This window comes from Methylobacterium sp. Leaf112, assembly GCF_001423295.1.
Lineage (GTDB): Bacteria > Pseudomonadota > Alphaproteobacteria > Rhizobiales > Beijerinckiaceae > Methylobacterium.
Genome location: NZ_LMNG01000008.1, coordinates 18,569 through 42,368, shown reverse-complemented (window position 1 = coordinate 42,368; position 23,800 = coordinate 18,569). Strand labels below are relative to the sequence as shown.

General features: G+C 71.2%; 23 protein-coding genes. 2 read left to right on the top strand and 21 right to left on the bottom strand.

Annotated elements, in window-relative coordinates; all coding sequences use genetic code 11:
* Positions 1-164 precede the first annotated feature (164 nt).
* From ASF52_RS05535 to ASF52_RS05500, 8 genes are all read right to left on the bottom strand, one after another.
* Positions 165-1,229 (bottom strand): vWA domain-containing protein, encoded by a 1,065-nt coding sequence (locus ASF52_RS05535; RefSeq protein ID WP_244473708.1) that lies wholly within the window; start codon positions 1,227-1,229, stop codon positions 165-167.
* A complete protein-coding gene (locus tag ASF52_RS05530; protein ID WP_056168932.1) occupies positions 1,229-2,152 on the bottom strand; it encodes a hypothetical protein in 924 nt (307 codons plus the stop codon). The genes ASF52_RS05535 and ASF52_RS05530 overlap by 1 nt, the downstream gene beginning before the upstream one ends.
* Complete coding sequence (locus ASF52_RS05525; RefSeq protein ID WP_056168929.1) at positions 2,152-3,045, bottom strand: DUF58 domain-containing protein; 894 nt, start codon at positions 3,043-3,045, stop codon at positions 2,152-2,154. Before ASF52_RS05525 ends, ASF52_RS05530 begins: the two co-directional genes overlap by 1 nt.
* A complete protein-coding gene (locus ASF52_RS05520) occupies positions 3,042-4,073 on the bottom strand; it encodes an AAA family ATPase (protein ID WP_056168926.1) in 1,032 nt (343 codons plus the stop codon). Before ASF52_RS05520 ends, ASF52_RS05525 begins: the two co-directional genes overlap by 4 nt.
* A gap of 319 nt (positions 4,074-4,392) precedes the next feature.
* Complete coding sequence (locus tag ASF52_RS05515) at positions 4,393-4,683, bottom strand: methanol dehydrogenase [cytochrome c] subunit (protein WP_056168921.1); 291 nt, start codon at positions 4,681-4,683, stop codon at positions 4,393-4,395.
* Positions 4,684-4,772: 89 nt separating this feature from the next.
* Entirely contained in the window at positions 4,773-5,366 is a 594-nt protein-coding gene (moxG, locus tag ASF52_RS05510; protein ID WP_056168920.1) for a cytochrome c(L), periplasmic, read from the bottom strand.
* A gap of 83 nt (positions 5,367-5,449) precedes the next feature.
* Complete coding sequence (gene moxJ / locus ASF52_RS05505; protein ID WP_056169055.1) at positions 5,450-6,334, bottom strand: methanol oxidation system protein MoxJ; 885 nt, start codon at positions 6,332-6,334, stop codon at positions 5,450-5,452.
* A 162-nt stretch (positions 6,335-6,496) separates the two neighbouring features.
* Positions 6,497-8,380, bottom strand: coding sequence for a methanol/ethanol family PQQ-dependent dehydrogenase (locus tag ASF52_RS05500; protein WP_056168914.1), 1,884 nt, complete (start codon positions 8,378-8,380; stop codon positions 6,497-6,499).
* A gap of 354 nt (positions 8,381-8,734) precedes the next feature.
* Between ASF52_RS05500 and ASF52_RS05495 the strand changes: the two genes are divergently transcribed.
* Complete coding sequence (locus ASF52_RS05495; protein WP_244473707.1) at positions 8,735-9,661, top strand: trypsin-like peptidase domain-containing protein; 927 nt, start codon at positions 8,735-8,737, stop codon at positions 9,659-9,661.
* Between the two features lie 13 nt (positions 9,662-9,674).
* Here the strand turns inward: ASF52_RS05495 and ASF52_RS05490 are convergent, their stop codons facing one another.
* The 3 genes from ASF52_RS05490 to ASF52_RS05480 all read right to left on the bottom strand — a co-directional run bounded on the left by ASF52_RS05490 (position 9,675) and on the right by ASF52_RS05480 (position 12,746).
* The gene (locus tag ASF52_RS05490; RefSeq protein WP_244473706.1) at positions 9,675-10,601 is read right to left on the bottom strand and encodes a DMT family transporter; all 927 of its coding nucleotides are present in this window, start codon (positions 10,599-10,601) and stop codon (positions 9,675-9,677) included.
* An 86-nt stretch (positions 10,602-10,687) separates the two neighbouring features.
* Positions 10,688-11,842, bottom strand: coding sequence for a bifunctional DNA-binding transcriptional regulator/O6-methylguanine-DNA methyltransferase Ada (ada, locus tag ASF52_RS05485; RefSeq protein WP_056168911.1), 1,155 nt, complete (start codon positions 11,840-11,842; stop codon positions 10,688-10,690).
* Between the two features lie 4 nt (positions 11,843-11,846).
* Positions 11,847-12,746: a DNA-3-methyladenine glycosylase family protein gene (locus ASF52_RS05480; RefSeq protein ID WP_244473705.1), complete on the bottom strand. Its 900-nt coding sequence runs from the start codon at positions 12,744-12,746 to the stop codon at positions 11,847-11,849.
* Positions 12,747-13,106: 360 nt separating this feature from the next.
* On the opposite strand from ASF52_RS05480, the gene ASF52_RS05475 reads away from it, so the two are divergent.
* Positions 13,107-13,949, top strand: coding sequence for an SGNH/GDSL hydrolase family protein (locus tag ASF52_RS05475; protein ID WP_244473704.1), 843 nt, complete (start codon positions 13,107-13,109; stop codon positions 13,947-13,949).
* 28 nt (positions 13,950-13,977) lie between these two features.
* Here the strand turns inward: ASF52_RS05475 and ASF52_RS05470 are convergent, their stop codons facing one another.
* The 10 genes from ASF52_RS05470 to ASF52_RS05430 all read right to left on the bottom strand — a co-directional run bounded on the left by ASF52_RS05470 (position 13,978) and on the right by ASF52_RS05430 (position 23,571).
* Positions 13,978-14,781: an MBL fold metallo-hydrolase gene (locus ASF52_RS05470; RefSeq protein WP_056168908.1), complete on the bottom strand. Its 804-nt coding sequence runs from the start codon at positions 14,779-14,781 to the stop codon at positions 13,978-13,980.
* A 73-nt stretch (positions 14,782-14,854) separates the two neighbouring features.
* Positions 14,855-15,634: a TatD family hydrolase gene (locus ASF52_RS05465; RefSeq protein WP_056168905.1), complete on the bottom strand. Its 780-nt coding sequence runs from the start codon at positions 15,632-15,634 to the stop codon at positions 14,855-14,857.
* A 6-nt stretch (positions 15,635-15,640) separates the two neighbouring features.
* On the bottom strand, positions 15,641-15,820 hold the full coding sequence (locus ASF52_RS22435) for a hypothetical protein (RefSeq protein WP_156368879.1): 180 nt from the start codon (positions 15,818-15,820) through the stop codon (positions 15,641-15,643).
* Between the two features lie 139 nt (positions 15,821-15,959).
* Positions 15,960-17,528, bottom strand: coding sequence for a methionine--tRNA ligase (metG, locus tag ASF52_RS05460; RefSeq protein ID WP_056168903.1), 1,569 nt, complete (start codon positions 17,526-17,528; stop codon positions 15,960-15,962).
* Positions 17,529-17,596: 68 nt separating this feature from the next.
* Positions 17,597-18,661 carry a DNA polymerase III subunit delta' gene (locus ASF52_RS05455; RefSeq protein WP_056169043.1) on the bottom strand — a complete coding sequence of 355 codons (1,065 nt, stop codon included), beginning with the start codon at positions 18,659-18,661 and terminating at the stop codon, positions 17,597-17,599.
* Complete coding sequence (gene tmk, locus ASF52_RS05450) at positions 18,651-19,370, bottom strand: dTMP kinase (RefSeq protein WP_244473703.1); 720 nt, start codon at positions 19,368-19,370, stop codon at positions 18,651-18,653. The genes ASF52_RS05455 and tmk overlap by 11 nt, the downstream gene beginning before the upstream one ends.
* A gap of 30 nt (positions 19,371-19,400) precedes the next feature.
* The gene (locus ASF52_RS05445) at positions 19,401-20,588 is read right to left on the bottom strand and encodes a D-alanyl-D-alanine carboxypeptidase family protein (RefSeq protein WP_244472927.1); all 1,188 of its coding nucleotides are present in this window, start codon (positions 20,586-20,588) and stop codon (positions 19,401-19,403) included.
* Between the two features lie 181 nt (positions 20,589-20,769).
* On the bottom strand, positions 20,770-22,179 hold the full coding sequence (locus ASF52_RS05440; RefSeq protein WP_056168898.1) for a septal ring lytic transglycosylase RlpA family protein: 1,410 nt from the start codon (positions 22,177-22,179) through the stop codon (positions 20,770-20,772).
* A 455-nt stretch (positions 22,180-22,634) separates the two neighbouring features.
* Complete coding sequence (locus ASF52_RS05435) at positions 22,635-22,949, bottom strand: ribbon-helix-helix domain-containing protein (RefSeq protein ID WP_056168895.1); 315 nt, start codon at positions 22,947-22,949, stop codon at positions 22,635-22,637.
* On the bottom strand, positions 22,933-23,571 hold the full coding sequence (locus tag ASF52_RS05430; protein ID WP_056168893.1) for a ParA family protein: 639 nt from the start codon (positions 23,569-23,571) through the stop codon (positions 22,933-22,935). Before ASF52_RS05430 ends, ASF52_RS05435 begins: the two co-directional genes overlap by 17 nt.
* Positions 23,572-23,800: the final 229 nt, after the last annotated feature.

Here is a 23,800-nt window from a genome sequence, read left to right as displayed (position 1 = left end):
GAAGCGACGGTGAGGGGGGCTCGCCGGACGAGCCTCGGGCGGAGCGGCCTCCTCACCTTCGGCTGCCGCCTCGTTTCGGCCCCGGCAAGGGGTCCGAAACCCTCTCCGCGCAAGCGGGGCGAGGGGGATGCTCACGAGCGTCGTGAAACGATGCGGAGCCGGGTTCATGCGGCGATCCTTTCGGATGGAGCTTCGGCCGCCTGCGGAATGCCCCTGCGCCCCCGCCGCACATCCGCCTCCGCGAGCTTGCCCGCCACGAGGACGAGGAGTCCGAGCAGCGCCACCCCGAAGGCCACCCACGACAGGTCGCGGCGCGGGCGCTGCTCGGTGTAGGGAATCGGGTCGCGCTCCAGGGCCTCGATCTGTCGGATGGCGGCGGCCACCGCCTCGGGGCCCTCCGCCTCGAAGGCGCGGTAGGGCGTGCCGAGGCTCTTGAAGAACAGGTCGAGGTGGCGCTCGGGCGCCGCCTGGGGCGTGTCCTCCCCGGCGGGCTTGTCGGCGATGGAGGGCGAGCCCTTGGTGCGCAGGAACAGCCAGTAGAGGTTGGGCCGGATCTTCGCGAACTCGGCCCGCAGGGTGCCCTGGACGCGCGGATCGATCACCGCCGCGCCGTCGGAGACGATGAGCAGCGCCCGCGAGACGGTCCCGCCCTGGGCCCCGAACTGGGACAGGCTCATGGCGAGGCCGCGGGCCACGTTGGTGTAGTCGAGGCCCGGCCGGTCGATGGCCCGGATGGCGGCGCGCACGGCCTCGTGCCGGTCGGTCATCGGCACCACCAGCATGGGGGCGGTGGAGAAGGCGGTCACGGCGAACTGGTCGTGGGCGCGGCTGCCGACGAAGTCGCCGAGCAGCCGGCGGGAGGCGGCGGCCTTCGATTCCTCGGCGCCGGACGGCTGACGCCCCGCGAAGGTCTCGTTCATGCTGCCCGAGCGGTCGACCAGGATCGACACCTGGGCACCGATCCCGGTGCGGGTCACCGTCTCGCCCCGGCGATACGGGCCGGCGATGCCGACGATCAGGCCCGCCAACGCAAGGCTCCCGGCGATCCGCAGGGCCCAGCCGATGGCGCGCGAGAGCGGGTCGGCCGGGCCGGCGTCGAGGGCCGCCACCGGCACCACGCGCTGGGCCGACGCCCGGAACGGCAACAGGGCCAGCGGCAGCAGCCACAGGACCAGGGGGGTGTCGACGGCGAACCGGGACAGGGCTTCCATCGGGGTGGCGCCGCCCATCACGCCGCCCGCTCGGCGGCGGCGAGGCGCCGGGCCAGGGCTTCGAGCTGGGGCCAGGGCAGGGCGGCGCGGGCGGCGGCGGGGCCGGGACCGAAGAAGGCGAGGCGCGAGGCGGCGAGCAGGTCGCGCAAACCCGCCGCGTCCGGGCGGTAGGCGGGGTGGCGGGCGAGGAAGCCCGGCAGGTCGTCGGCCAGCACCCGGCGGCCGTCGGTGGCATCGAGGCCGCGATGGAGGGCGCGCAGGGCGTCCCCGTAGGCGGCGTCCGCGTCGGGGCTGCGCGCGAGGCGGCGCAGGCTGGCCAGGGCGGCGCCGAACGGGCGCCCGCGCCGGGCCCGGAACGGCCCCCAGGCCCGGTCGCGGGCGAGCGCCCCGAAGGCCAGGAGGGCGAGGGCGGCACAGCCCCCAGCCCGCCACCACAGGGGCTGTACATCGACGGCGGCGACGCGCCCGTCCGGCCGCATGTAGTCGGCCGGGTTCTCGCGGGCGGGCGGCACCACCTCCCGCAGGGGTGAGATGGTGAACTGCCAGGCCGGCACCTGCGCCGTCGTGGTGGTGGCGCCATGCGCACTGGCGCTCTCGAAGGTCACGGCAAAGCCCGGAATCTCCAGGGCGCGGGCGTCGAGGGCGGCATAGAAGTTCTGGTAGGTCAGGAAGATCCGCACCCGCCGGGCATCGCCAGCGACGGATTCCTCGACGCGCAGGTCGCGCAGGTCGAGCCAGTAGGCCAGGGGGCCGGCTTGCGGCAGGGACGCCCTCTGGAGGGTGAAGCCCGCATCCACGACGATGTCGGCCTGCGCCCGCACGAGGTCGCCGAGGACGTAGCCGAAGGCGCGCGGCGCGCGAACCTCGACGGTGCGCACCTGGGCCTCGGCCGCGCCCGACACGGCGAGGAAGACTACCAGAACAGGGATAAGACCGCGCATCACGTCCCGATGAGGTGGCGGGTGAGGGCGTCGGCCTCGAAGCGCCCTTCGAGGCGGAACGGCGGGCGGCCGTAGGTCATGGCGATGCGGCGCAGGGTGTCGGCGCGGGCCCGCTCGTGGGCGAGCCAGCGCCGGCGGAGCGCCGGGCGCATGAACACCGTGCGGCGCCCGGCGCCCTCGAGGTCGTCGAGCTCCATCAGGCCCCAGGCGGGCAGGTCTTCGTCCTCGGAGGCGTCGGCCAGCACCACGGGCACGATGTCGTGCCGGGCAAGGGCCGCGAAGACCTCGGCGACCAGCGCTTCGGGCCAGCGGAAATCCGAGACCACGAACACGATCTTGGGGCGTCCGACGAGGCGGCGGGCGGCTTCGCGCATGCTGTCGGCCCGCGCGCCGGTGCAGCGCGCCGCGAGCAGGCGGGCCCGGACGGACGCCCCGATCCCGCGCCGGCGGGTGGCGGGCATCGACACGTCCTCCCGCAGGGTGCCGTCGCAGCCCATGAGGCCGAAGCCGTCGCCGATGCGGGTGGCCGACGCCGCGAGCCCCCCGCACAGGGCGGCGGCGAGCGCCATCCGGTCGGCCGCGCCGCGGTAGCGCATGGAGGCGGAGAGATCGACGAGGGCCCAGACCTCGATGGCCGTGCGGCTCTCGAAGCGGCGCACATGGGTGCCCTCGAACGGATCCCGCAGGGTGGCGCGCACATCGATGCGGCGGGCATCCGGCATGCGCAGGAACGGCACCTGATCGCGGAAGGTGCCGAGCCCCCCGGCGTCGCGGCCGCGATGGGCACCCACCGCCGTCCCGGGCACCCGCCCGCGCGGCCGGTAGACGATGTCGGCCTCCGGGCCGGCATCAGCCGGCGCGGCATCGGCCGGCGCCGCATCCAGCACCGTCATGGGGCCGGCACCGTGTCGAACACGGCGCGGCAGAGCTCGGGCACGAGGGTGGCGCGGCGCATCTCGTAGACCGGTTCGAGGAAGACGCGGTGGGCCATCACCTCGGGGAACACGGCGCGGATGTCCTCGGGCACCAGCCATTCCCGGCCCTCCAGCCAGGCGCGGACCTTGGCGGCGCGCACGAGGAAGGCGACGCCGCGCGGCGAGGCCCCGCCCTGCACCAGGGCCTCCATGTCGATGCCGGGGAGCCGGATGCCGGCGGAGCCCGGCCGCACCAGGGCCTCCCACAGGCCGACGACGTAGGTCTCGATGGCGGGGCTCGCCTGGATGCCGTGCTGGATCGCGCGGGCGATGCCGGGGATCGCCGCGTGATCGAGGACCTCGGCGTCGATGCCCGCGATGAGGGTGTCGGTGTCGTGGAAGCGCGGATCGAACACCAGGGCGCGGCGGCTCTCGGCGTCGCGCGGGGCCTCCATCCCGATCTCCATGAGAAAGCGGTCGCGGGCGGCGGCCGGCAGCTCGAAGGTCTCCTCGCGCTCGACGCGGTTGCGGTCGGCGAAGACCTGCAGGTTGGGGAAATGGTACTCGCGGTTGAACGCGGTCAGGCTGCGCTCGGCCATGAGGCGCAGGAGCAGGGCATGCACCTGGGGCCGGGCGCGGTTGATCTCGTTGAAGAAGAAGATCGACAGGTCCTCGGCCCGGCGCAGCACCGGCCCGGGCTCGACGCGGGGGCGCCCGTCCTCGGCGAGGTAGGTGTGGTAGATCAGGTCGGTGGGCATCATGTCGACGGTGCCCTCGACGCGCTCGTAGGCGCCGCCCAGCGCCCGGGCGACGGCCCGCAGCAGGGTGGTCTTGCCGACGCCGACATCGCCCTCCAGCAGGACGTGGCCGCGGGCGAAGATCGCGATGGTGAGGAGGCGGATCGCCCGCGCCTGGCCGACCACGGCGCCGCCCACGGCCCGCTCGAACCGGCCGGCGGCCTCGCGCCAATCGGTGAGCATCGCGTCGCCGGAGCGGGTCTCGTTCATCACGCGGGGGCCTTGGTTTACTTTATGAGAAGCGGGTGCACGGCATCCCCGGGGCGGAACCTCGACCGGGTCTACGCGCGTCCCCTCGCCCCGCTCGCGGGGAGAGGGCCGCGACGACCCCGTCGTCGGCGCGGCGAGGCGGCAGCCGAGGGTAGGGGGGCGAATCCGGAGGAGACTCCTCTGGATTCGCCCCCTCACCCTCGCTTCGGCTTCGCCTCTCGCTCACCGCAGACACGACAGGGTGTCTGCGGTCCTCTCCCCGCAAGCGGGGAGAGGGGTCGGCGCGCCAGTCGCGGATAGGCAAGGGCGCGTCGTGGCTTCAGTTCGCCGACAGCTTGGTGACGTCGTACTCGAACTTGCCGGACTTCTTCGCGGCCTCGATGCGACGGGCGTTGCGCTCTTCCATGCCCTTGATCGACTCGGACTGCTTGTTGAGTTCCTTCGGGTCGTGCTTGGGATCGTACTTCGAGCCGGCGATCTTCTCGGGGAAGCCGGGCTTGGGCTCCCAGCAATTGCCGGCGGCCTTGCACTTGGTGCCGTCGTAGGCCATCGCCGGGGCAGCGAGCACCGCGCCAGTACCCAGCGCCACCGCAAAAATGAACGTCCGCATGTTCGTCTCCTCCGTTTATGGTTGGCGCGGCGCGTGGGCCGCTCATCGTTCACCGCGCGGTCGAGGCGCGGCGTGGCTTCCCAGGGACGCTAGTTCTCCAGCGGCTTGCACTGGCCCTTCACGTCCGTGGGGAAGGTCTCACCCTGCTTGTAGGGGGTGTAATTCTTCTTCTGGTCCGCACTGAGCCAGACCGCATCCTTCACCGGGCCGGTATAGAGATGGCGGATCCAGGCGATGGTCTGCAGCATCTCGTCGGGGGTGAGGTTCTCGTTGTGCGGACCCATCATGCCGTTGGCGCCGCCGAAGATGGTGGCGAACAGGCCGGTATCCTCGGTGTTGGACGGGTAGGTCCAGTAATTGTCGTTGAGGCCGGGCCCGAGCTTGCCTTCGGCCAGATGCCCGTGACAGCCCGAGCACGAGGTGGCGAACAGGGACTCGCCGTTGCGCAGGCAGGACTTGTCGTCGATGTAGAGGTTCTTGCCGGTCTGGAAGAACTCCTTCACGGCCGGCGTGTCGCGGCCGCCCTCCTTGCCCTGGGAAACGTCGAGCTGCTCGCCCGTCACGGTGTTGCGGAACACGAACCCGCTCTGCGGGCCGGAGGCCGGCTGCGCGAGGGCGGACAGCCCGGCGGCCGCGAAGCCAAGGCCGACGAATCCGGCCAGAAGGCCTTTGATATGACGCATGAAATCGCTCTGATGGGGTTCTCCGACCGACCGGTCGGGTTCTGGGCGGGCCGCCCCTGCGAGCGGCCCGGGGCTGGCGCGGATCAGTTCGAGGCGACGGAGAGGGGCACCCCTTCCTGCTTCAGGATCGCATCGATCTGGGGCTTCGCCTTCGCGATCCCGGCATCGAGGGCGGCTTTCAGGGCGGTGTCGTCCCGGCGCACGCCCATGGACTGGTCGAAGCTCTGGGGCATCTTCTGGCCGTCGCTGCGCACGGTGTCGTCGGGCACCGGCGTCACCCGGAGCGGCGTGCTCGAATCCTTGACGTAGCGGGCCACATCGGGCCCGAAGGCCACGGCGACGTCGGCCTTGCCGCCGGCGACTTCGCTGATCATCCGGGCCGGGTCGATCTGCGTATACTGGTTGCGCGGGGCGCGAAAATTCACCAGCGAGTAGAGGTAGGCCATGTCCTCCTCGTAGCGGCCGATATCCTTCAGCATCGCCTCGCCGGGGGTGCCGAAGCCGACCACCATGTGGTCGACGCTCTTCAGGCGCGGGTCGGCCCAGGACTTGATGTCGAGGTCCCGGTCGGCGCGGGTGATGAAGACGTAGCCGCTGCGGTAGTACGGCTTGGAGACGAGGACGCGCGGGTCGTCGCTGTCGAGGCCGACCACCACGTCGCAGAGCTTCTTGTCGAGCCCGTCGCGGACGAGGTAGATCGCCGGCTTCTCGGACCAGACGAACTGGACCTTGCGGTCCATGGCTTCGGCCACGGCGCTCGCGATCCGGTTCTCGAGGCCCGATCCGTCCTTCATGGAGAGGGGCGGCTGCACCGCCGCGCAGACGCGCAGGGTCTTGTCGTCGGCGGGGGCCGAGGCTTTCACGTCCTCGGCCGCATGAACGGAGGACACGAAACCCAGCGCCAGGAGCGCGCCGGCCGAGAGCGAGGCGGCCAGCGCCGCGCGGCGACGTCCGGTGACGAGCGACATGGGGGACATCCGTTGTTCGGTTGTTTTCTGGGCTGCGCGACGGCGGCATATCTCGGGTCAGGACATGGCGTGTCCTCCCGTTGGCCTTCGCGCGCGAAATCTCAGGGCGGGGCGAACCCCGCCGGCCTTGAGGCCGGCGGAGTCCTCTGTTGGTCTAGAGACTTACTTCTTGGCGGCGGTCTGGTACTCGCCGACGTTCGGATCGTCGTACGGACCCTTGCCGTTCAGGGAGAACACCATCACGCCGCCACCCATCTGGGTGTAGTTGGCGAGCTTCTTGAAGGCGCCCACCGCGCCGAGGCCGGCGGTCGGATCCTGCAGGTCGAACACCAGGCCGACGCCCGGCCATCCGCCGACGCCGTAGTAGATGGCGACGAACTGATCGCCCTTGTGGCTGTAGGTCATCGGGTAACCGATGGCGCCCGACGGCAGCTTGAACTTCCACAGAAGGTCGCCGTTGTCGGCGTTGCGCGCCTTGATGTAGCCGTCCAGGGTTCCGTAGAACACGAGGTCGCCGGCGGTGGCCATCGTTCCGCCCCACACGGCGAAACGCTCCATCTTGTCCCACTTATACTCGCCCGTGATGGCGTTGTAGGCCTTGATCTGGCCGAGACCCTCGTAGTTCTGACGGTCACCCTTCGGGCCGGGGTACATGTTCAGCGTCGCACCGACGAAGAACTGACCTGCGCGGTACGGAAGCATGAAGGGCTCCCAGTCCATGCAGATGTGGTTGATGCCCATGTAGAAGAGCTTGCGCTCCGGATCATAGGAATCGTGGCCCTGGTTGTGATAGCCCATCGCCGAGGGGCAGACGTCCTTGGCGAGGTGGTCCATCCGGGTGCCGTACTCGGGATCGCGCACCGGCTGGCCGGTCTTCAGGTCGACGGACTTGAAGACGTTGACGGTGTCGTCGATCTTGTTGGCCGAGACGAGCGAACCGTCGGTCCGGTCGAGGGTATAGACGATGCCGTTGCGGTCCGGATGGGTGAGGAGCTTGCGATCCTTGCCGTCCTTGTCCTTCTGGTTCGACAGCATCATCACGTTGACGCCGGCGTAATCCCACTCGTCGTGCGGGGTCTTCTGGTAGCCGAACTTGGCTTCACCCGTATCGGCGTCGCGGCCGAAGATGGTCATCGTCCACTTGTTGTCGCCGGGACGCATGGTCTCGTTCCACGGCGCCGGGTTGCCGGTGCCGAAGTAGATCAGGTTGGTGCCGGGATCGTAGGCGTACCAGCCCCAGTTGGTGCCGCCGCCGATCTTCCAGGCATCGCCCTCCCAGGTGGAGGTGCCCAGACCCTTCTGGCCGTAATGGGCGTTCTTCACGTTGAAGTCGGGCCCAAGCAGCAGGTCCTTGTCGGGACCCGTGGCGTAGGCGCGCCACACCTGGGCACCGGTCTTCACGTCGTAGGCGGTGAGGTAGCCGCGCACGCCGAGCTCGGCGCCGGACGACCCGATGATCACCTTGTCCTTCACCACGTAGGGGGCGATGGTCAGGGTCGAGCCCATCTTGATGTCGGAGTTCTCGACCTTCCACACCGTCTCGCCGGTCTCGGCGTTCAAGGCGGCGACGTTGCCGTCGAGCTGCGTCTTCAGGATGAGGGACGGCACCTTGCCGTCACCCGGCCAGTAGGCGAGGCCGCGGTTCACGAGATCGCAGCACGCGACCGCACGGGCGGCCGGGTTCTGCTTCGGCTTGTCCTGCCAGAGGATCAGGCCCGGATCGTCGAGGCCGAGGGCGAAGGTGTTGTTCGGGAAAGACGTGTGGATGTACATCTTGCCGTCGACGACCAGGGGCGCGCCCTCGTGACCGTTGAGCAGGCCGGTGGAGAACGTCCACGCCGGCTTCAACTGCTTGACGTTGTCGCGGTTGATCTGCTTGAGCTTGCTGTAGTTGTCCGAGTCGTAGTTCTTGCCCGGCATGATCCAGTTTTCGTCGCTCTTCGACATCTCGACGAGCTTGTCGTTGGCGGCCGCGCTGGTGGCCATCCCGATGGGCGCCAGGGCCATCACGGCCAGCACCGACACGGAACTCAAGTACCTCATCATCGTGCGTCTCCTCAGCTGCCGCCCCGTCTATCGACCCTGCGGTCGCGCGTGGCTGTTTCTCCCGCCGTTTCGGAACATTGGCGCCGCCGCTCTTAGAAGAACCGCTGCCCTCTTAAGCTTTTATCAGACTATCTAAGTCTTATAAGAAGCTTATTACTGTTCCTTCAGCCCTTATTTCTAGCCATCTTCATGCAGCAAAGTCTCTAGACGATCCGACATTTCTAGCCGGGCAACTTCGGCAAGTTCAGCATGAGGATCGCGCAGCGGCGTCCCGACGCTTGACCGTCCCCCTGGCGCATCGCACGACTGTCGCAACGGCCCGGGCGAACGGGCCGATCAGGGGGGCGAGGGCCGATGGCGCCGAGGGCTTGGCGGACCTGGACGTGGCGGACCTGGACGTGGCGCATCCGGACGTGGCGCATCCGGGCTGCACGGAGACGCGGGATCGCGGGTGCTCCGGTCGGGGCGGCCCGCCGCATCGCCGCGCTGATGCCCTGGGCGGTGCTGCTGCTCGGTGTCTTGCCTGGTGTCTTGCCTGGTGTCTTGCGGGTGGAGGCCCAGGACCTCGCCGCCCTCTATCCCCGGGACGGGCGCCGGGACCTCACGGGCGCGGACATCGACCGCTATCCCGGGGCGGGCGTGCTGTTCTGCCACGGGCCGGACGGCATTCCCCGCAAGGCCGCCGCCGCCTGGCTCATCGGAGACCCCTCCGTGGTGGTGCTCAACGCCCACAACTTCCGCAACCGCCGCCTCGAGACCACGCGGGAGGTGGCCGATTGCTTCTTCCAGATCGGCGGCCGCAACTACGATTTCGTGCCGGGCAGCATCCAGCTCGGGGCGGTGCCGGCCTCGCAGGCGCTCCACATCACCGACGACTGGGCGATCCTGCGCCTGGTCCGGCCCGCCGAGGGCGTGCGGCCCCAGCCGATGCCGGCGGCGCCGGACTTGGGGGAGGGGCCGATGCGGCTGCCCATCGTCATGGTCTCGCCCGGCGGACACGAGAATTACCGCGGGCCGGCGAGCCTCGAAGCCTGCGCCGTCCGGCAGGTCGATCCGCCGAGCGAAGGCGGCATCCGGCGCCTGCGCCACGATTGCAACGACGGCTTCGGCGGCTCGGGCTCGGGCCTGTTCGACGAGGCCGGGCGCCTCGTGGCCATGCAGAGCGCCTCCCTGTCCATGAACGCCCGCAAGCCGTTCGACATCGAGTTCCACTACGGCTCGGCCCTGGCCTTCGAGGGCGAGCTTCTCGCCGCCCTGCGCAAGGCGGTGGCGGCCCGCTGACGGTCCTGCGCCCTCAGCGCCGCCGGCCGAGGCGCTCGGCGATGGCGATGCCGCCGATGACGAGGGCCAGCGCCAGGGCGTCGTTCCAGCGGAAGGGCTCGTCGACGAGGAGGATGGCGAGGCCCGCGCCGAAGATCGGCACGAGGTTGACGAACAGGCCGGCCCGGTTCGGGCCGATGAGCTCGACCCCCCGCATGAAGGCGAGCTGGGCGACGAGGCTCGGGCCGAGCGCCACGAACGCGACGATGAGCCAGCCCGTCGGCGTCGGCCAGACCGTGTGGCCGAGCGCCCATTCGGCGGCGAGCGGAGGCAGGGCGGTGAGGAAGGCGGCGAGCGCCATGGCGGTGAAGAAGGTCAGGCCCGAGACCTTCGGGCGCGCGGAGAGCGCGACGGTGTAGCCGGCATAGAACAGGCAGGCGCCGAGCATGAGCACGTCGCCGCGGTTGAACCCGAAATGGGTGAGGACGCGCCAGTCGCCGTGGGTGGCGGCCACCATCGCCCCGGCGAGGGTCACGGCGACGCCGAGCGCCTGCGCCCCGGTCACGGCCACCCGGTGGACGGCGTAGTTGATGAGGATGACGAGCACGGGGATCGCCCCCTGGAACAGGGCGATGTTGATCCCCGTGGTGAACCCGCCGGCGGCGTAGAACAGGCTCGCGTAGAGGGTGTAGCCGCACGCCCCCATGAGCAGCACGTAGGCCCAGTGGGGCTTGAGCCGCCCCCATTCGGCGACGAGCCCGGGCCGGGCCGGCAGGGCCAGGACGACGCAGACGATGGCCCAGCGCAGGCAGGTGAGCACCTGCGGCGAGACCTCGCCCACGGCCCATTTGCCCGCCACCACGTTGCCGCCCCACAGCAGCATGGTGCCGACGAGGAGCGGGTAGGCGGAAAGGGGCGCCGGACGGTGCGGGGCAGGGGAGGCGGGGGGTGTCACGCTCACGAAACCGGGGGTGTCTCCATTGGCCGGCCCCCTCTTCCCCCGCTCCGGCCGCGCGGACAAGGGTGGCGCACGCATGGCGGGGCCGGTCACTCCGGGTCCAATCCCGGCGGGTCCGATCCCGGCGGGTCCGATCCCGGCGGGTCCGATCCCGCACTCTCTCGAGCCAGAAGCGCGGCCTTGCGCGCCACGCCCCAGCGGTAGCCGGAGAGCGCGCCGTCGGTGCGCAAAACCCGATGGCAGGGGATCGCCACGGCGTGGGCGTTGGCGGCGCAGGCCAGCGCCACGGCCCGCACGGCGGCGGGCCGGCCGATGGCTCGGGCGATGTCCGCGTAGGTCGCCGTGCGCCCCGGCGGGATCGCGCGCAGGGCCGCCCACACCCGCTGCTGGAAAGCCGTGCCGCCGATGTCCAGCGGCAGGGGGAGGCCGCCCTGCGGGGCCGCCACGAAAGCCACGATCGCGGCGAGCCACGCGGCGAAGTCCGCATCCGCCCCGGTGATGTCGGCGCGGGGGAAGCGCACCCGCAGATCCTGCGCCAGGGTCTCGGGATCGTCGCCGAGGAGAATGGCGCAGAGGCCCCGCTCGGTGGCCGCCGCCAGGACGAAACCCAGGGCGCAGGCCGCCACGGCGAAGCGGATCGCGACCCCGGCCCCGCCTTTCCGAAAGACGCCGGGCGTCATGCCGAGGTGCTGGCCGGCGGCGGCATAGAATCGGCCCGCCGTGCCGTAGCCCGCCGCATAGGCCGCCTCGGTCACGGTGCCGGCCGCGGGCAGGGCAGCGGCGAGGCGCTCGGCCCGCACGGCCCCGGCATAGGCCTTCGGGGTCACGCCGGTGATGGCCTTGAAGACGCGGTGGAAGTGGAACGGGCTCAAGCCCGCCGCCCGGGCGAGCGCCGCGAGGGCAGGGGGCTCCACCGCCTCACCGATGCGGCGACAGGCGCGGGCCACGGCCTCGGCGTGACGCTCCGCCCGGGGCGGATCGTCCGGGCGGCAGCGCAGGCAGGGGCGGAACCCCGCCGCGCGGGCCGCCGCCGGGGTGGCGTGGACGCTCACGTTGTCCCGGCGCGGGGTGCGGGCACCGCAGCCCGGCCGGCAATACACCCCGGTGGTATGCACGGCGTAGACGAAGCGCCCCTCGGCCGCCGGATCGCGGGCGGCGACGGCGGCCCAGCACGCGTCGTCGATGGCGGCCGGGGCATCGTCCGGGGGAGCGGGGAGGGAGCGGCTGGGAACGGGACCGGTCATGCCCCTACCCTGGCGCCTTCGGGCCGGGGGCGCATCCCGGTTCTTGCTGCCGAATTCCGTTCCGGTCGCCCTCGCTCGCCCAGAGGTGGAGCACGGCGTAGGACCGCCACGGCCGCCACGCCTGCGATCGGGCCAGCAGACCGGCGGGGCTCGGCCGCCCGCCCCCGTCGTCGAGGGCGCGCAGGAGGGCGAGGTCGCCCGCCGGCAGGGCGTCGGGCGCGCGCAGGGCCCGGAGCGCGATGTACTGCGCCGTCCAGTCGCCGATGCCGCGAAGGCGCCTGAGGGCGGCGACGACCGCCTCGGGCGGCTGGCCCGGCGCCAGCAGGCCGGGCGCCTCCGCCACGACCGCCGCCAGCCGCTCCGGCGTTGGGAAGACGTGACTCGAGGGAAGGACGTGGCTCGAGGGAAGGACGTGGCTCGGGCCCGGCGGGTCGGTGGGGTCCGTGAGCGGCGCGCCGAAGGCGGCCACCAGCCGGCCGGCGAGGCGGGTCGCCGCCGCCACGGAGACCTGCTGGCCGAGGATGGCGCGCGCGGCCAGTTCGAACCCGTCCCACGCGCCGGGCACGCGCAGGCCCGGCCGGGCCGCGACGAGACGCGCCAGACGGGGATCTTCCGCGAGGCCCATGCGGATCGCCGCCGGATCGGCATCGCAGTCGAACATCGGCCGAAGGCGGGCCATGACCGCCGGCACGGCACCGGGGTCGGGATGCCGAATCCGCGCCACCAGGACGTCGCCCTCGCCCGGGCCGACGGTGACGTCGCCGTGCCGTCCGTACAGGTCGATGGTCCGGCGATAAGCCTCCGGCGTGACCGCCTCCACGCCCGGGATGGCACGGGCGGCGAGGTAGTCGCGGATCGCCGGCCAGTCGTAGGGCGGGGTGTAGGGCAGGGCGACGGACGGCACGGCGGGGCGGACCTCGAAACTTGGCCCTCGAAACCGCGCCGACACTACCCGAAGTCGCCCCAAGGCGCTTTCCCACCTCCCGAACGCCGTTCGCATAAGATATATTATGGAACCTAGAGCTAGGGAATCAGGGGCAGGGGGCCTTCGTACCCCAGGGCGTCCCGACCCGATCGGCGGGCTCCTCGACCCGTGAACGTTGAATTCATTCTGTCCGCCGACTTCGGCGCATAACCCGAACAATCCTGTCCGGTTGTGGCACAGCAGGCGCTAAACGCCCTCGCCTTCGTCATAATCCCGGCTCACAAGGGGTGCTACACGGCTGCACCGCCCCGGGCGCAGACCGTTACCGAAGCGAATGTGATGCCGATCCCCGCACGCCTTCCCGTCATCCCGATGCTCGGCCTCGCCCTGGTGGCGCTCTGTGCGCCGGCCCGGTCCGAGCCCGTTCCCGTGCATGCGGTCCATGCCGGACTGGACGCGGAGACCGCGATCCCGCAGCCCAAGACGGTGCGTCCCGCGCTTCACGCCCGCACCCTGGCGCGTCTGCCGCGCCTCGCCGGCCTCGTGGCCAAGGGGGCGGATATCCGCATCGTGGCGTTCGGCTCGTCCTCGACGGAGGGCATCGGCGCCACCTCCCCGGCCGCGACCTATCCGGCGCAGCTGCAGGAGGATCTCGAGTCGCGGCTCGACAAGGCCGCCTCGGACCACCAGTTCGTCACCGTGCTCAACCGGGGCAAGGGCGGCGACGATGCCGAGGCCATGGCCCGGCGCCTGGAACGCGACGTGCTGGCCGACAAGCCCGATCTCGTGATCTGGCAGACGGGCAGCAACGACCCGATGACCGGCGTCAGCGTGGAGCGCTTCGCCGAACTGACCCGGGCCGGCATCCTGGCGATCCGCGCCACGGGGGCGGACGTGATCCTCATGGACCAGCAATGGTGCAAGCGCCTGTCCGGCACCGCCGGATCCGAGCTCTACGGCACCGCCCTGCACGCCGTCGCCAGCGAACTCGACGTTCCGGTGATCCGGCGCAACGCCATGATGCGCGCCTGGGTGGCCAAGGGCCTGCTCACGCCCACCCAGATGATCGGCCCCGACGGCCTCCACATGACCGATGCGGGCTACAACCACCTCGCCAAGGCGGCGATGACGCAGATCCTGGTGAGTGCCGGCCTGCCGGACGAGACTTCGGCCCGCAACTGATCCCGGGACCACCCTCCTCCGCCGCCGCTCACACGTCCACGGTCACCCGCAAGCCGTCATACGCCGGCACCACGTGCGGCGGGAGCTTGCGCGCCAGGGTGGCGTAGTCGAGGTCGGTGTGGAGGTTGGTGAGGATGGCGCGGCGGGGCCGCACCGTCTCGATGAGGGCGAGGGCGTCCGAGACCGAGTAGTGCGTCGGGTGCGGCGTCTCCCGCAGGGCGTCGATGATCAGCAGGTCGAGGCCGTGCAGGTGCGCCTGGGACCCCGCCGGCATCAGGCTGACATCGGGCGCGTAGGCCGCCGGGCCGAACCGGAATCCGAGCGCCGCCTCGTTGCCGTGCTCCATGGCGAAGGGCAGGGCCGTCACCGCGCCGCCCGCCCCGCCGACCTCCACCGTCTCGCCCGGGACGAGATCGTTCATGTCGAGGATCGGCGGATACTCGCTGCCCGGCGGGGTCTCGAAGCAATAGCCGAAACGTCGCTCCAGGAGCGCCCGGGTGAGGGCGTCGGCATAGACCGGAATGCGCCGGCGCATGTGGAGCACGAGGGGCCGGACGTCGTCGATGCCGTGGGTGTGGTCGGCATGTGCGTGGGTGAACAGCACCGCGTCGAGATGCGTCACCCCCGCGCCGATGAGCTGCTCGCGCAGGTCCGGCGCAGTGTCGACGAGGACGCTGGTGCGGCCGGTCTCCGGGCCGCGCTCGACGAGGAGCGAGCAGCGCCGCCGCCGGTTCTTCGGCTCGGCCGGATCGCAGGCGCCCCAGCCATAGGCGACCCGGGGCACGCCGCCGGACGAGCCGCAGCCGAGGATCGTCACCGTCAAGGAACCCATCGCCACCTCCGCTGCCGTTGGTATCGGAGGGGGGAGGGGCATGTCACGCCCCCCTCGCCTGTCCCCTGCCCGCTCAGGCGGCGGCCTTGTGGAACAGGCGGTGGAAGTTCGCGGTGGTGAGCGCCGCGAAGGCGTCGAACTCCATCTCCAGGGTCTTGGCCAGGGCCCGCGCCGTGTCGGCGGTGTAGGCCGGCTCGTTGGTGCGGCCCCGGTGCGGCTCGGGCGCCAGGAACGGCGCGTCGGTCTCCACCAGCAGGCGGTCGCGCGGCACCTTGAGGGCGATGGCGCGCAGTTCGTGCGAGCGCCGGAAGGTGACGATGCCGGAGAACGACACGGAGAGGCCGAGATCGACCCCGACCTCGGCGAGGCGGGCGCCCGACGAGAAGCAGTGCAGCACCGCCTTGAAGGCCCCCTGCCCCATCTCGTCGACGAGGATCGCCTCCATCTCGGCATCGGCGTCGCGGGAATGGATCACCAGGGGCAGGCCGGTCTCGCGCGCCGCCGCGATGTGGCGGCGGAACACCTGCTCCTGCACGGCCTCCGGGGCGGCGTTGTCGTAGTGGAAGTCGAGGCCGGATTCGCCGATGCCCACACAGCGCGGATGCCGGCTCAGGGCCACGATGGTTTCCGTCGCCACATCGGGCTCGTCCCCGGCCCCGTCCGGGTGGGTGCCGATGGTGTGCCAGATCTCGGGATGGGCCTCGGAGATCGCCGCGTAGGTCTCCGCCTTCGCGACCCTGGTCGAGATGGTGACCATGCGGGTCACCCCCGCTGCGCGCGCGCGGGCGATGACGCCCGGCAGGTCCTCGGCGAAGTTGGGGAAATCGAGGTGGCAGTGACTGTCGACCAGCATTGTTGCTCAGGGTTTCTTTGCGGACGGAAATGCGACGGGCGCAACTGTTTCCCAGAAGCCTACGGGAATCACACCAGCGTCCGGATCGGCCGCGGCGCGGCTGGCGGCTTCCTCGTCGCTCAGCGCGTTGTAGGCCGAGCTGAGGGGCTCGACAGGCAACATCGCATCGAGGCTATCGAACCTCACGATCTCGAGCCTGGATGGACACGTGATGCCGAAGCTGTTTGATCGCTTCGGATAAAGCGGTCGCGGCAGGCTCCCTCTCCTTCCAAGGGAGGGGGCACGCGCGAAACCTCATCCTGGAACGGCGGCCTCGACCCCCGCATCACCCCACACTGGCCGCCGGCTCGACGAAGCGCGGGAACAGCCCGACGGGGGCGGGGAGCGGCGTGCCGGGCACGAGGCGACCGCCCTCCCCCACATGGGCGAGCTGGCGTTGGTCGCCCGGCACGGCCAGCAGGTCGAGGAGCTTCCCCGCCGAATCCGGCATGAACGGCTGCACCAGGATGGCGATGGCCCGCAGGGTCTCGGCCACCACGTAGAGGGAGGCGGCCATGCGGGCCGGGTCGGTCTTGCGCAGGACCCAGGGCTTCTGGGCGTCGAAATAGCGGTCCGAGGCCGTCACCACGGCCCAGATCTCGGTGAGCGCCGTGTGGAGCGCGAGCCGGTCCATGGCATCGCGCACGGCGCCCGGCAGGGCGTCGGCCAGGGCCAGGAGCGCCCGGTCGTCCTCGGTGAGGTCGCCGTGCTCCGGGACCAATCCCGAAACGTTCTTGGCGATCATCGAGAGCGAACGCTGGGCGAGGTTGCCGAGCCCGTTGGACAGGTCCGCCGTTGTGCGGATGACGATGGCCTCGTGGGAGTAGTTGCCGTCGCCGCCGAAGGGTACCTCCCGCAGGACGAAGTGGCGCACGGGGTCGACGCCGTAGGTGGCGATGAGGTCCATGGGGTCGACGACGTTGCCCAGCGACTTCGACATCTTCTCGCCCTTGGAGAGCAGGAAGCCGTGACCGAAGACGCGCTTGGGCAGCGGCAGTCCGGCCGACATCAGGAAGGCCGGCCAGTACACCGCGTGGAAGCGGACGATGTCCTTGCCGATGACGTGCAGGTCCATGGGCCAGAACTTCTTGCGCGCGTCCGCCTCGTCCGGGAAGCCCGTGACGGTGAGGTAGTTCGTGAGTGCGTCGACCCAGACGTACATGACGTGGTCGGGATGCCCCGGCACCGGCACGCCCCAGTCGAAGTTCGTGCGGCTCACGGAGAAGTCCTTGAGGCCGGAGCGTACGAAGCTCGCCACCTCGTTGCGCCGGGTCTCCGGGCCGATGAAATCGGGCTGGGATTCGTAGAGGGCCAGCAGCCGGTCCCCATAGGCCGAGAGGCGGAACAGGAAGTTCTCCTCCTCCATCCAGGTCACGGGCGTGCCGGTCTCGCGCGACCGGCGCTCCCCGTCGGGGCCGATCTCGGTCTCGTCCTCGGCGTAGTAGGCCTCGTCGCGCACGGAGTACCAGCCGGAATACTTCGACAGGTAGATATCGCCGTTGGCCTCCATCCGGCGCCAGAGCTCCTGCGCGGCGGCGTAGTGCACGGGCTCGGTGGTGCGGATGAAGCGGTCGTGCGAGCAGTTGAGGGCCTTGACCATGGTCTCGAACAGGCCGGCCATGCTGTCGGCGAGGGCCCGCGGCGACAGCCCGGCCTTGGCGGCGGCCTGCTGGATCTTGAGGCCGTGCTCGTCGGTGCCCGTGGAGAACAGCACCTCGTAGCCGTCGAGGCGCTTGAAGCGCGCGATGGCGTCCGTGGCGATCGCCTCGTAGGCGTGGCCGATATGCGGGGCGCCGTTGGGGTAGGAGATCGCGGTGGTGAGGCCGAAGGTTTTTTCGGAGGCCGGGTCGGTCACGTCGAAGTATCCCCGGAGGCTGGGTTCATGGGATCACAGGACGAAGACTCGCAGGACGTCCGTCCGGTTCAGGCCGCCGCGCGCAGGGCGCCGGCGAGGTCTCCGAACAGGGACAGGACCAGCGGCCGGCGGTCGAGATTGTAGGTCGCGGCCTCCCGCGCGGCGCGGGCGATCTTGTCACACACCTCGACCAGGGCCGCAAGGCGGGCCGGCCCCACGTGGGCGCGCCGGTCGAGTTCGGCCGAGACGAAGCGGAACACCGTGTCGAGGCTCGCGGCGAACAGGTCGTCGGAGTCGCGGCCCGAGAGCTTCTCCGCGAGCGCCAGGATGCGGCGCCAGTCCGGGTGGTCGAGGCGGGCGAGCAGGGTCTCGACTTCCGCGATGAGGTTGGCGGTGGCGGGATCGAGCATCGCCATCGCCTGCGCCACCGAGCCCTCCGACAGGGCGGCGGCCCGGGCCAGCGCCTCGGCTTCGGGCTGGACGAAGGGCGGGGGAAAGCCCGCCACAACCCGGGCGACCTCGGCCTCGGGCAGCGGCCGCAGGGTCAGGGCCCGGCAGCGCGAGCGGATGGTCGGCAGAAGCCGGCCCGGCGCGTGGCTGACGATGAGGAACAGGGAGCGGGGCGGCGGCTCCTCGACCATCTTCAGGAGGGCGTTGGCGCTGTTGGCGTTGAGGTCCTCGGCGCTGTCGACGATGCAGATGCGGTAGCCGGCCGCCCCCCCGGTGGAGCCGAAGAGCTCCAGGGCGCCCCGCGCGGCATCGACGGAGATCTTCGTCGCCAGGGTCTTCGCCGTGGGCGGCCGTGTCCGGCGCAGGGCGACGAGGTTGGGGTGGGACAGGGCCGCGACCTGGCGGGCCGCCGGGTGGCCCGGATCGACGTGGAGGGTTTCGGGGATCGCGTCGAGGCCCGGATTGGCGATGAGCCAGCGCGCCATGCGGTAGGCCAGCGTCGCCTTGCCGATGCCGCGGGGGCCGCCGATGAGCCAGGCGTGGTGCAGGCGCCCGGACGCGATCCCGGCGACGAGGGCGGCCTCGGCCTCGGTGTGGCCGACGAGGCCCGCCTGCTCGCGGGGGCGGGGGATGTAGGGCAGGTCGCCCGGCTCGACATCCTCGGGCGGGCGTTCAGGCCGCATCGCCATGTCCCTCCCTGGTATGTCCCTCACCGATAGGCGCATCGCCGAGAAGGGCGGGCAGCCGCGCCGCCACGGCCGCCCGGATCGCCGCCTCCACCGCCTCGGGGGCGGTACCGGCGTCGACGATGGCGCAGCGCTCCGGCTCGGCTTCGGCGATGGCGCGGAACGCGGCGCGCAGGCGGGCGTGGAACTCGAGGGCCTCGGCCTCGAACCGGTCGGGTGCCGCGTCCGAGCGCTTGGCGGCGCGGGCGAGGCCGAGCGCCGGGTCGAGGTCGAGGATCAGGGTGAGGTCGGGCCGCGTCGGACCGACGACGACGCGCTCCAGGCCGAGGACGAGGGCGGGATCGAGGCCGCCGGCGGCGCCCTGGTAGGCCCGGGTCGAATCCGCGAACCGGTCGCACAGCACGGTCTCGCCCCGGGCCAGGGCCGGGCGGATCAGGGTGTCGAGGTGGTCGATGCGGGCGGCGGAGAACAGCAGGGCCTCGGCGAATGGGCCGTGCGGCTTGGCGATGCCGGCGAGCAGGGCGGCGCGGATCGCCTCGGCCTTGGGCGAGCCGCCGGGCTCGCGCGTCACCACCACGGGGCGGCCGGTGCGGGCGCGCAGGTGCTCGGCGAGGCGCCGGACCTGGGTGGATTTCCCCGCCCCCTCCCCGCCCTCGAAGGTGATGAACGCCCCCGTCGCGCCGATCCCTGTCGCGCCTTCCGTCAAGACCTGTCTTCCGTCACGACTCGCTGTCCGTCACGATTTGGCGCCGGCCTTCTCGAAGGCGCGGCGGAACAGGCCGGTGCCGACCTCCAGGGCCGCGTCGAGGGCCCGCTGCGGGATCGTGCCGGCCGGGACGTCGGCGCCGGCATAGAGCGGCTGGTCGAGGGCCTGGATGTCGCCGCGCATGATCCGCAGGCGGCCCACGGCCTTGCCCTCCTGTACGGGGGCGACGAGAGGCCCGTCATAGACCGCCTTGGCGGTGATCTTGTCGCCGGTGCCGCGCGGCAGCAGCACCCGCACGGGTTTCTTCGCCACCAGCGGCACGCTTCCCTGCGCGCCGCCGTAGACGGAGGCCTCCGCCACGGTCTCGCCGGCGGCGAAGACCTGACGCGGCTCGAAGGCGCGAAAGCCCCACTCCACCAGCTTGCGGGATTCGGCGGCCCGGTCGCGCGCGGTCTTGAGGCCGCTCACCACCATGATCAGGCGCTGGCCGTTCTGCACCGCCGAGCCGGTCAGGCCGTAGCCGGATTCCTCGAGGTAGCCGGTCTTGAGCCCGTCGGCGCCGATGTCCAGCGCCAGCAGCGGGTTGCGGTTCTGCTGCTTGATCTTGTTCCAGGTGAACTCGCGTTCGGCGAACATCTTGTAGAGGTCGGGGTAGGTCTCGATGAGGTGCAGGGCGAGCTTGGCGAGGTCCCGCGCGGTCACCTTCTGGTCGGGCGCCGCGTAGCCGGTGGCGTTGCGGAAGGTCGAGCGCGACAAGCCGATCTCGCGGGCCCGGTTGGTCATCATCCGCCCGAAATTCTCTTCCGAGCCGGCGATGCCCTCACTGATCGCGATGGCGGCGTCGTTGCCCGACTGGACGATGAGCCCGCGCAGGAGGTCCGACAGCTTGATGCGGCTGTTGAGCTGGGCGAACATCGAGGAGCCGCCGCCGCCGGCCCCGCCCCGGCGCCACGCGTCCTCGGTGATCTGGAATTCGGACTCCATGGTGAGCCGGCCCTGCCGGATCTCGTTGAAGACGATCTCGGTGGTCATCAGCTTGGCCATGCTGGCCGGGGAGAAGGGCTCGTCGGCCCCCTTCTCGAACAGCACCGAGCCGGAATCGGCATCGATGAGGATCGCGTGCGGCGCCGCCGACTGGAAGCTCTGGGCAAGGGCGCCCCAGGCGGAGGCGGCGAGCAGGCCGCAGACCAGGGCCGTCCGGCTCGCGTGAAGAACCATCGCGCGCATCTTTCGCCTCACACCACTCGACGCCAGAATCTCGTCACCCCGATCACCGGCCCCCACCAGTGATCAAGCGTGACGATACAGGGATTTGCGTGCGAGATCGAACCCAAATGCGTGATGCCTCACGGCATTTCGCATCGCACAACGCCGCAGAGTTCCGGGGCAGAGTTCCGGGTCAGCGCGCCTCGGCCACCCGCGCGCGCGCGGGCTTGCCGGCCACGACGGCGGTCCTGGCCGGGGCGGCCTTGCCCACGGGTGCCAGCGTGGCCTTGCCCACGAGGACAGGCGTGGCCTTGGCCGGCACCTTCGCGGGCGGCAGCGTTGCCTTCGCGACCGCCACGGCCTTCACGGGTCCGCCCGCCTTGGCTGAGTCGACGGTCTTACCCACGCCGCCCTTCGAGGCAACGACGGTCTTGTCCGCAGCGGTGGTCTTGCCCGCAGCGACGGCGTGCACCGGGGCGACGTCCCTGCCCGTCCCTCTGGCCACGGCCTTCGGCTGAACGGACGGCGCAGGCCAGGCGGCGGCGGTGCGGGTGAGGGGCTGGGCGGCGGCCTGCATCCGGCCCCCGGTCCGGTGACCGTCCTCGATCCCGCGCGCCGCCAGCCGCACGGGCGGCGGGGTCAGGGCCAGGGGCGCCGGCGCGAGGCGCACGGGGGCGGTGGGCACATGCCGGAAGGTGGTCTCCCGCACGGCGGTCGGCTGGACGGCGGCCGGCACGGCGAGGCCGGCCGCGCTCGCCAGGAGGATCGGCTGGACCCGTGCCGGACGGGGCGCCTCGCGCGGCGTCTCCTGAACGGTCTCGGAAGCGGCCTCCGGCGCGGTCTCGCGCGGTGCCTCGTCGGCGGCGGGCTTGAACGCCAGGGCGGAGCGGCCCCGGGCCAGGGGTTCGTCGGGGCCGAGGTCGGCCACCATCACCGGCGAGGCCCCGCGGATCGCGGCGGGCACGCCGTCCGTGCGCAGGGTCGCCAGCAGCTTGCGGTCGTCGCTGCCGGCGGTGGAGGCCTTGCCGACATACTCGACGCGGACGCGGGAGGTGCCGCCGCGGTGGAATTCCAGCGCCTGGGCCACCTCCTCCGACACGTCCATGATGCGGTCGGCGTGGTAGGGCCCGCGATCGTTCACCCGCACGATCATCGAGCGGCGGTTGGCGAGGTTGGTGACGCGGGCGTAGCTCGGCAGGGGCAGGGTCGGGTGCGCGGCGGCGATGGAATTGCGGTCGAACACCTCGCCGTTGGCGGTCAGGCGACCGTGGAAGGCGGCGCCGTACCACGAGGCCTGCCCCTCGCGGACGTAACCCTTGGCGTCCTCGCGCGGCACGTAGGTGCGGCCGGCCACCACGTAGGGCTTGCCGGAGAAGCGGCGTCCGCCGCCCTTCGGGATCACGTCGCCCTCTTTGTAGAGGCGCGGGCTCGCCTTGACCCCGTATTTCGGATCGAGGGTGGAGCCCGAGGGCCCGGCGAATTTCTGCTGCGGATTCTGGGCGCAGTTGGCGGTGGTGAGCGCCACGGCGCAGACACCGAGGAGCTGCCACAGGGGGCGGCCCGGCACAGCGGATACGAGGCCGGCCTTCGTCGAACGCGTCATCCCAAGAATCCGCCCCGCCGCCTCGTTACGCAACACACACCCGCGACCGAGACGACGAGGTCCACCGGGGCCCGGAGCGGCGCGAACGCACGCCATCCCGAGGGCCACAGGTTTGTCGCTTTGCCGTAAACGAAGGCTGAATGGGATCGACGGGATTGCCGTGCGGGCGGGTCAGCCGGCCTGGCGCAGGGTCACGCACTACCTTCAGGATCGGCGCTAACCCTTTGCACTATCCAAAGAATATGAAAAACGTGACGATCAGTACAATGAATTTGTGAGCCGCCTTGCTCGCGCGAAGGCCGGGGTTCGGGCGTTGCGCTGAGAGGTTGGATCGAAATCCCAGCGCAACCACCTGAATCGAAACGAGGAATCATCCCGAGCGCGGAGACTCGGCTGTCCAGGGCAGACACCGAACCCTGCCGCGCGGAAGCGACACGGGTCCGCGCCGACCCGCCTCAGCGCGGGTCGGTCTCCGTCAGCTGCTGGATGGAGCGGGCGCCGCGCTGGCGGAACAGCAGGTCGAGGGCCTCCAGCATCAGGCCGTGCATCTTGGCCCGCTCGGCATGGGCGATGTCGCGCAGCTGATCGTAGACCGGCGGCTCGAGGTAGACCGACATCTGCCGCGCCCGCTGCTTCAGGGTGGCGGCGGGCCGGGGGCGGGGGGGGCCGACGTCGAGCTGGACGATCTCGGCGGTGGCGTGCGGGGGGCGCCCCGTCGTGGCCGAGGCCGCAACGATGGCGGCGAGGCTCGGCTTAGGCGGCTTTGACATGCTTGGAGACCTGCATCCGCTTCTCGATCCAGGTCCAGAGCTTGCGGATCTCGCCCGCGGCTTGGCCCTTCGGATTGAACTCGGTGACGCCCTGGCCGACCCCGATGGCGTCCTGGTGGTCCGTGCGGGCGACGATGTTCACGTCGGGCAGGATGCCGAGCACCGCGAGGCCGTCGGCGGCGTCGCGGATGCGGTAGGAGCGCGGCGGGGTCTGGTTGAGGACGAAGGCGAACTTCTTCTCGAGGCGATAGACGGCGGCCAGGGTCGGCTTGAACGCCCGCAGGTCCGCCGGCGTCGGCCGGCACGGGATGATGCAGAGATCCGCCGCGCGGATCGCCGAGAGGGTCCCGGTGGAATCGACGCCCGGGGTGTCGATGAAGACGTAATCGTAGGAGGATTCGCGCAGCTTGGCCATGACCCCGTCGATCTGGGTCGCGTCGATCTGTGCGACCTCGGGACCGTCGGCGGTGCGATGGTCGAGCCAGTCGGAGATCGTCGCCTGCCGGTCCATCTCGAGGATGCACACGGACAGGCCGCGCTCCTGCGCGGCGACGGCGAGCGAGATGCACAGGGTGCTCTTGCCGCTGCCCCCCTTCTGCGTGACGAACGTGATGGCCTTCATCCTGGCGCCCCTTCGCGGCTCTCGACGTGTCCCGGCCACCCAGGACCTGCCGCGCGGGCCGGTTCGTCCTGTGACGCAAGGATGACCTGATCCATCTCCCCGATCATGGTTAATCCTTCGTTAAACCGCGGCCCGTCCTCCGCCCCCGCCGCCACTCCCAAAATCCAATCTGAGGTTGCTGATTGGCCATAAAAGCGCAACCGCCCCCTTCTCCTGAGTTGGTTTCACG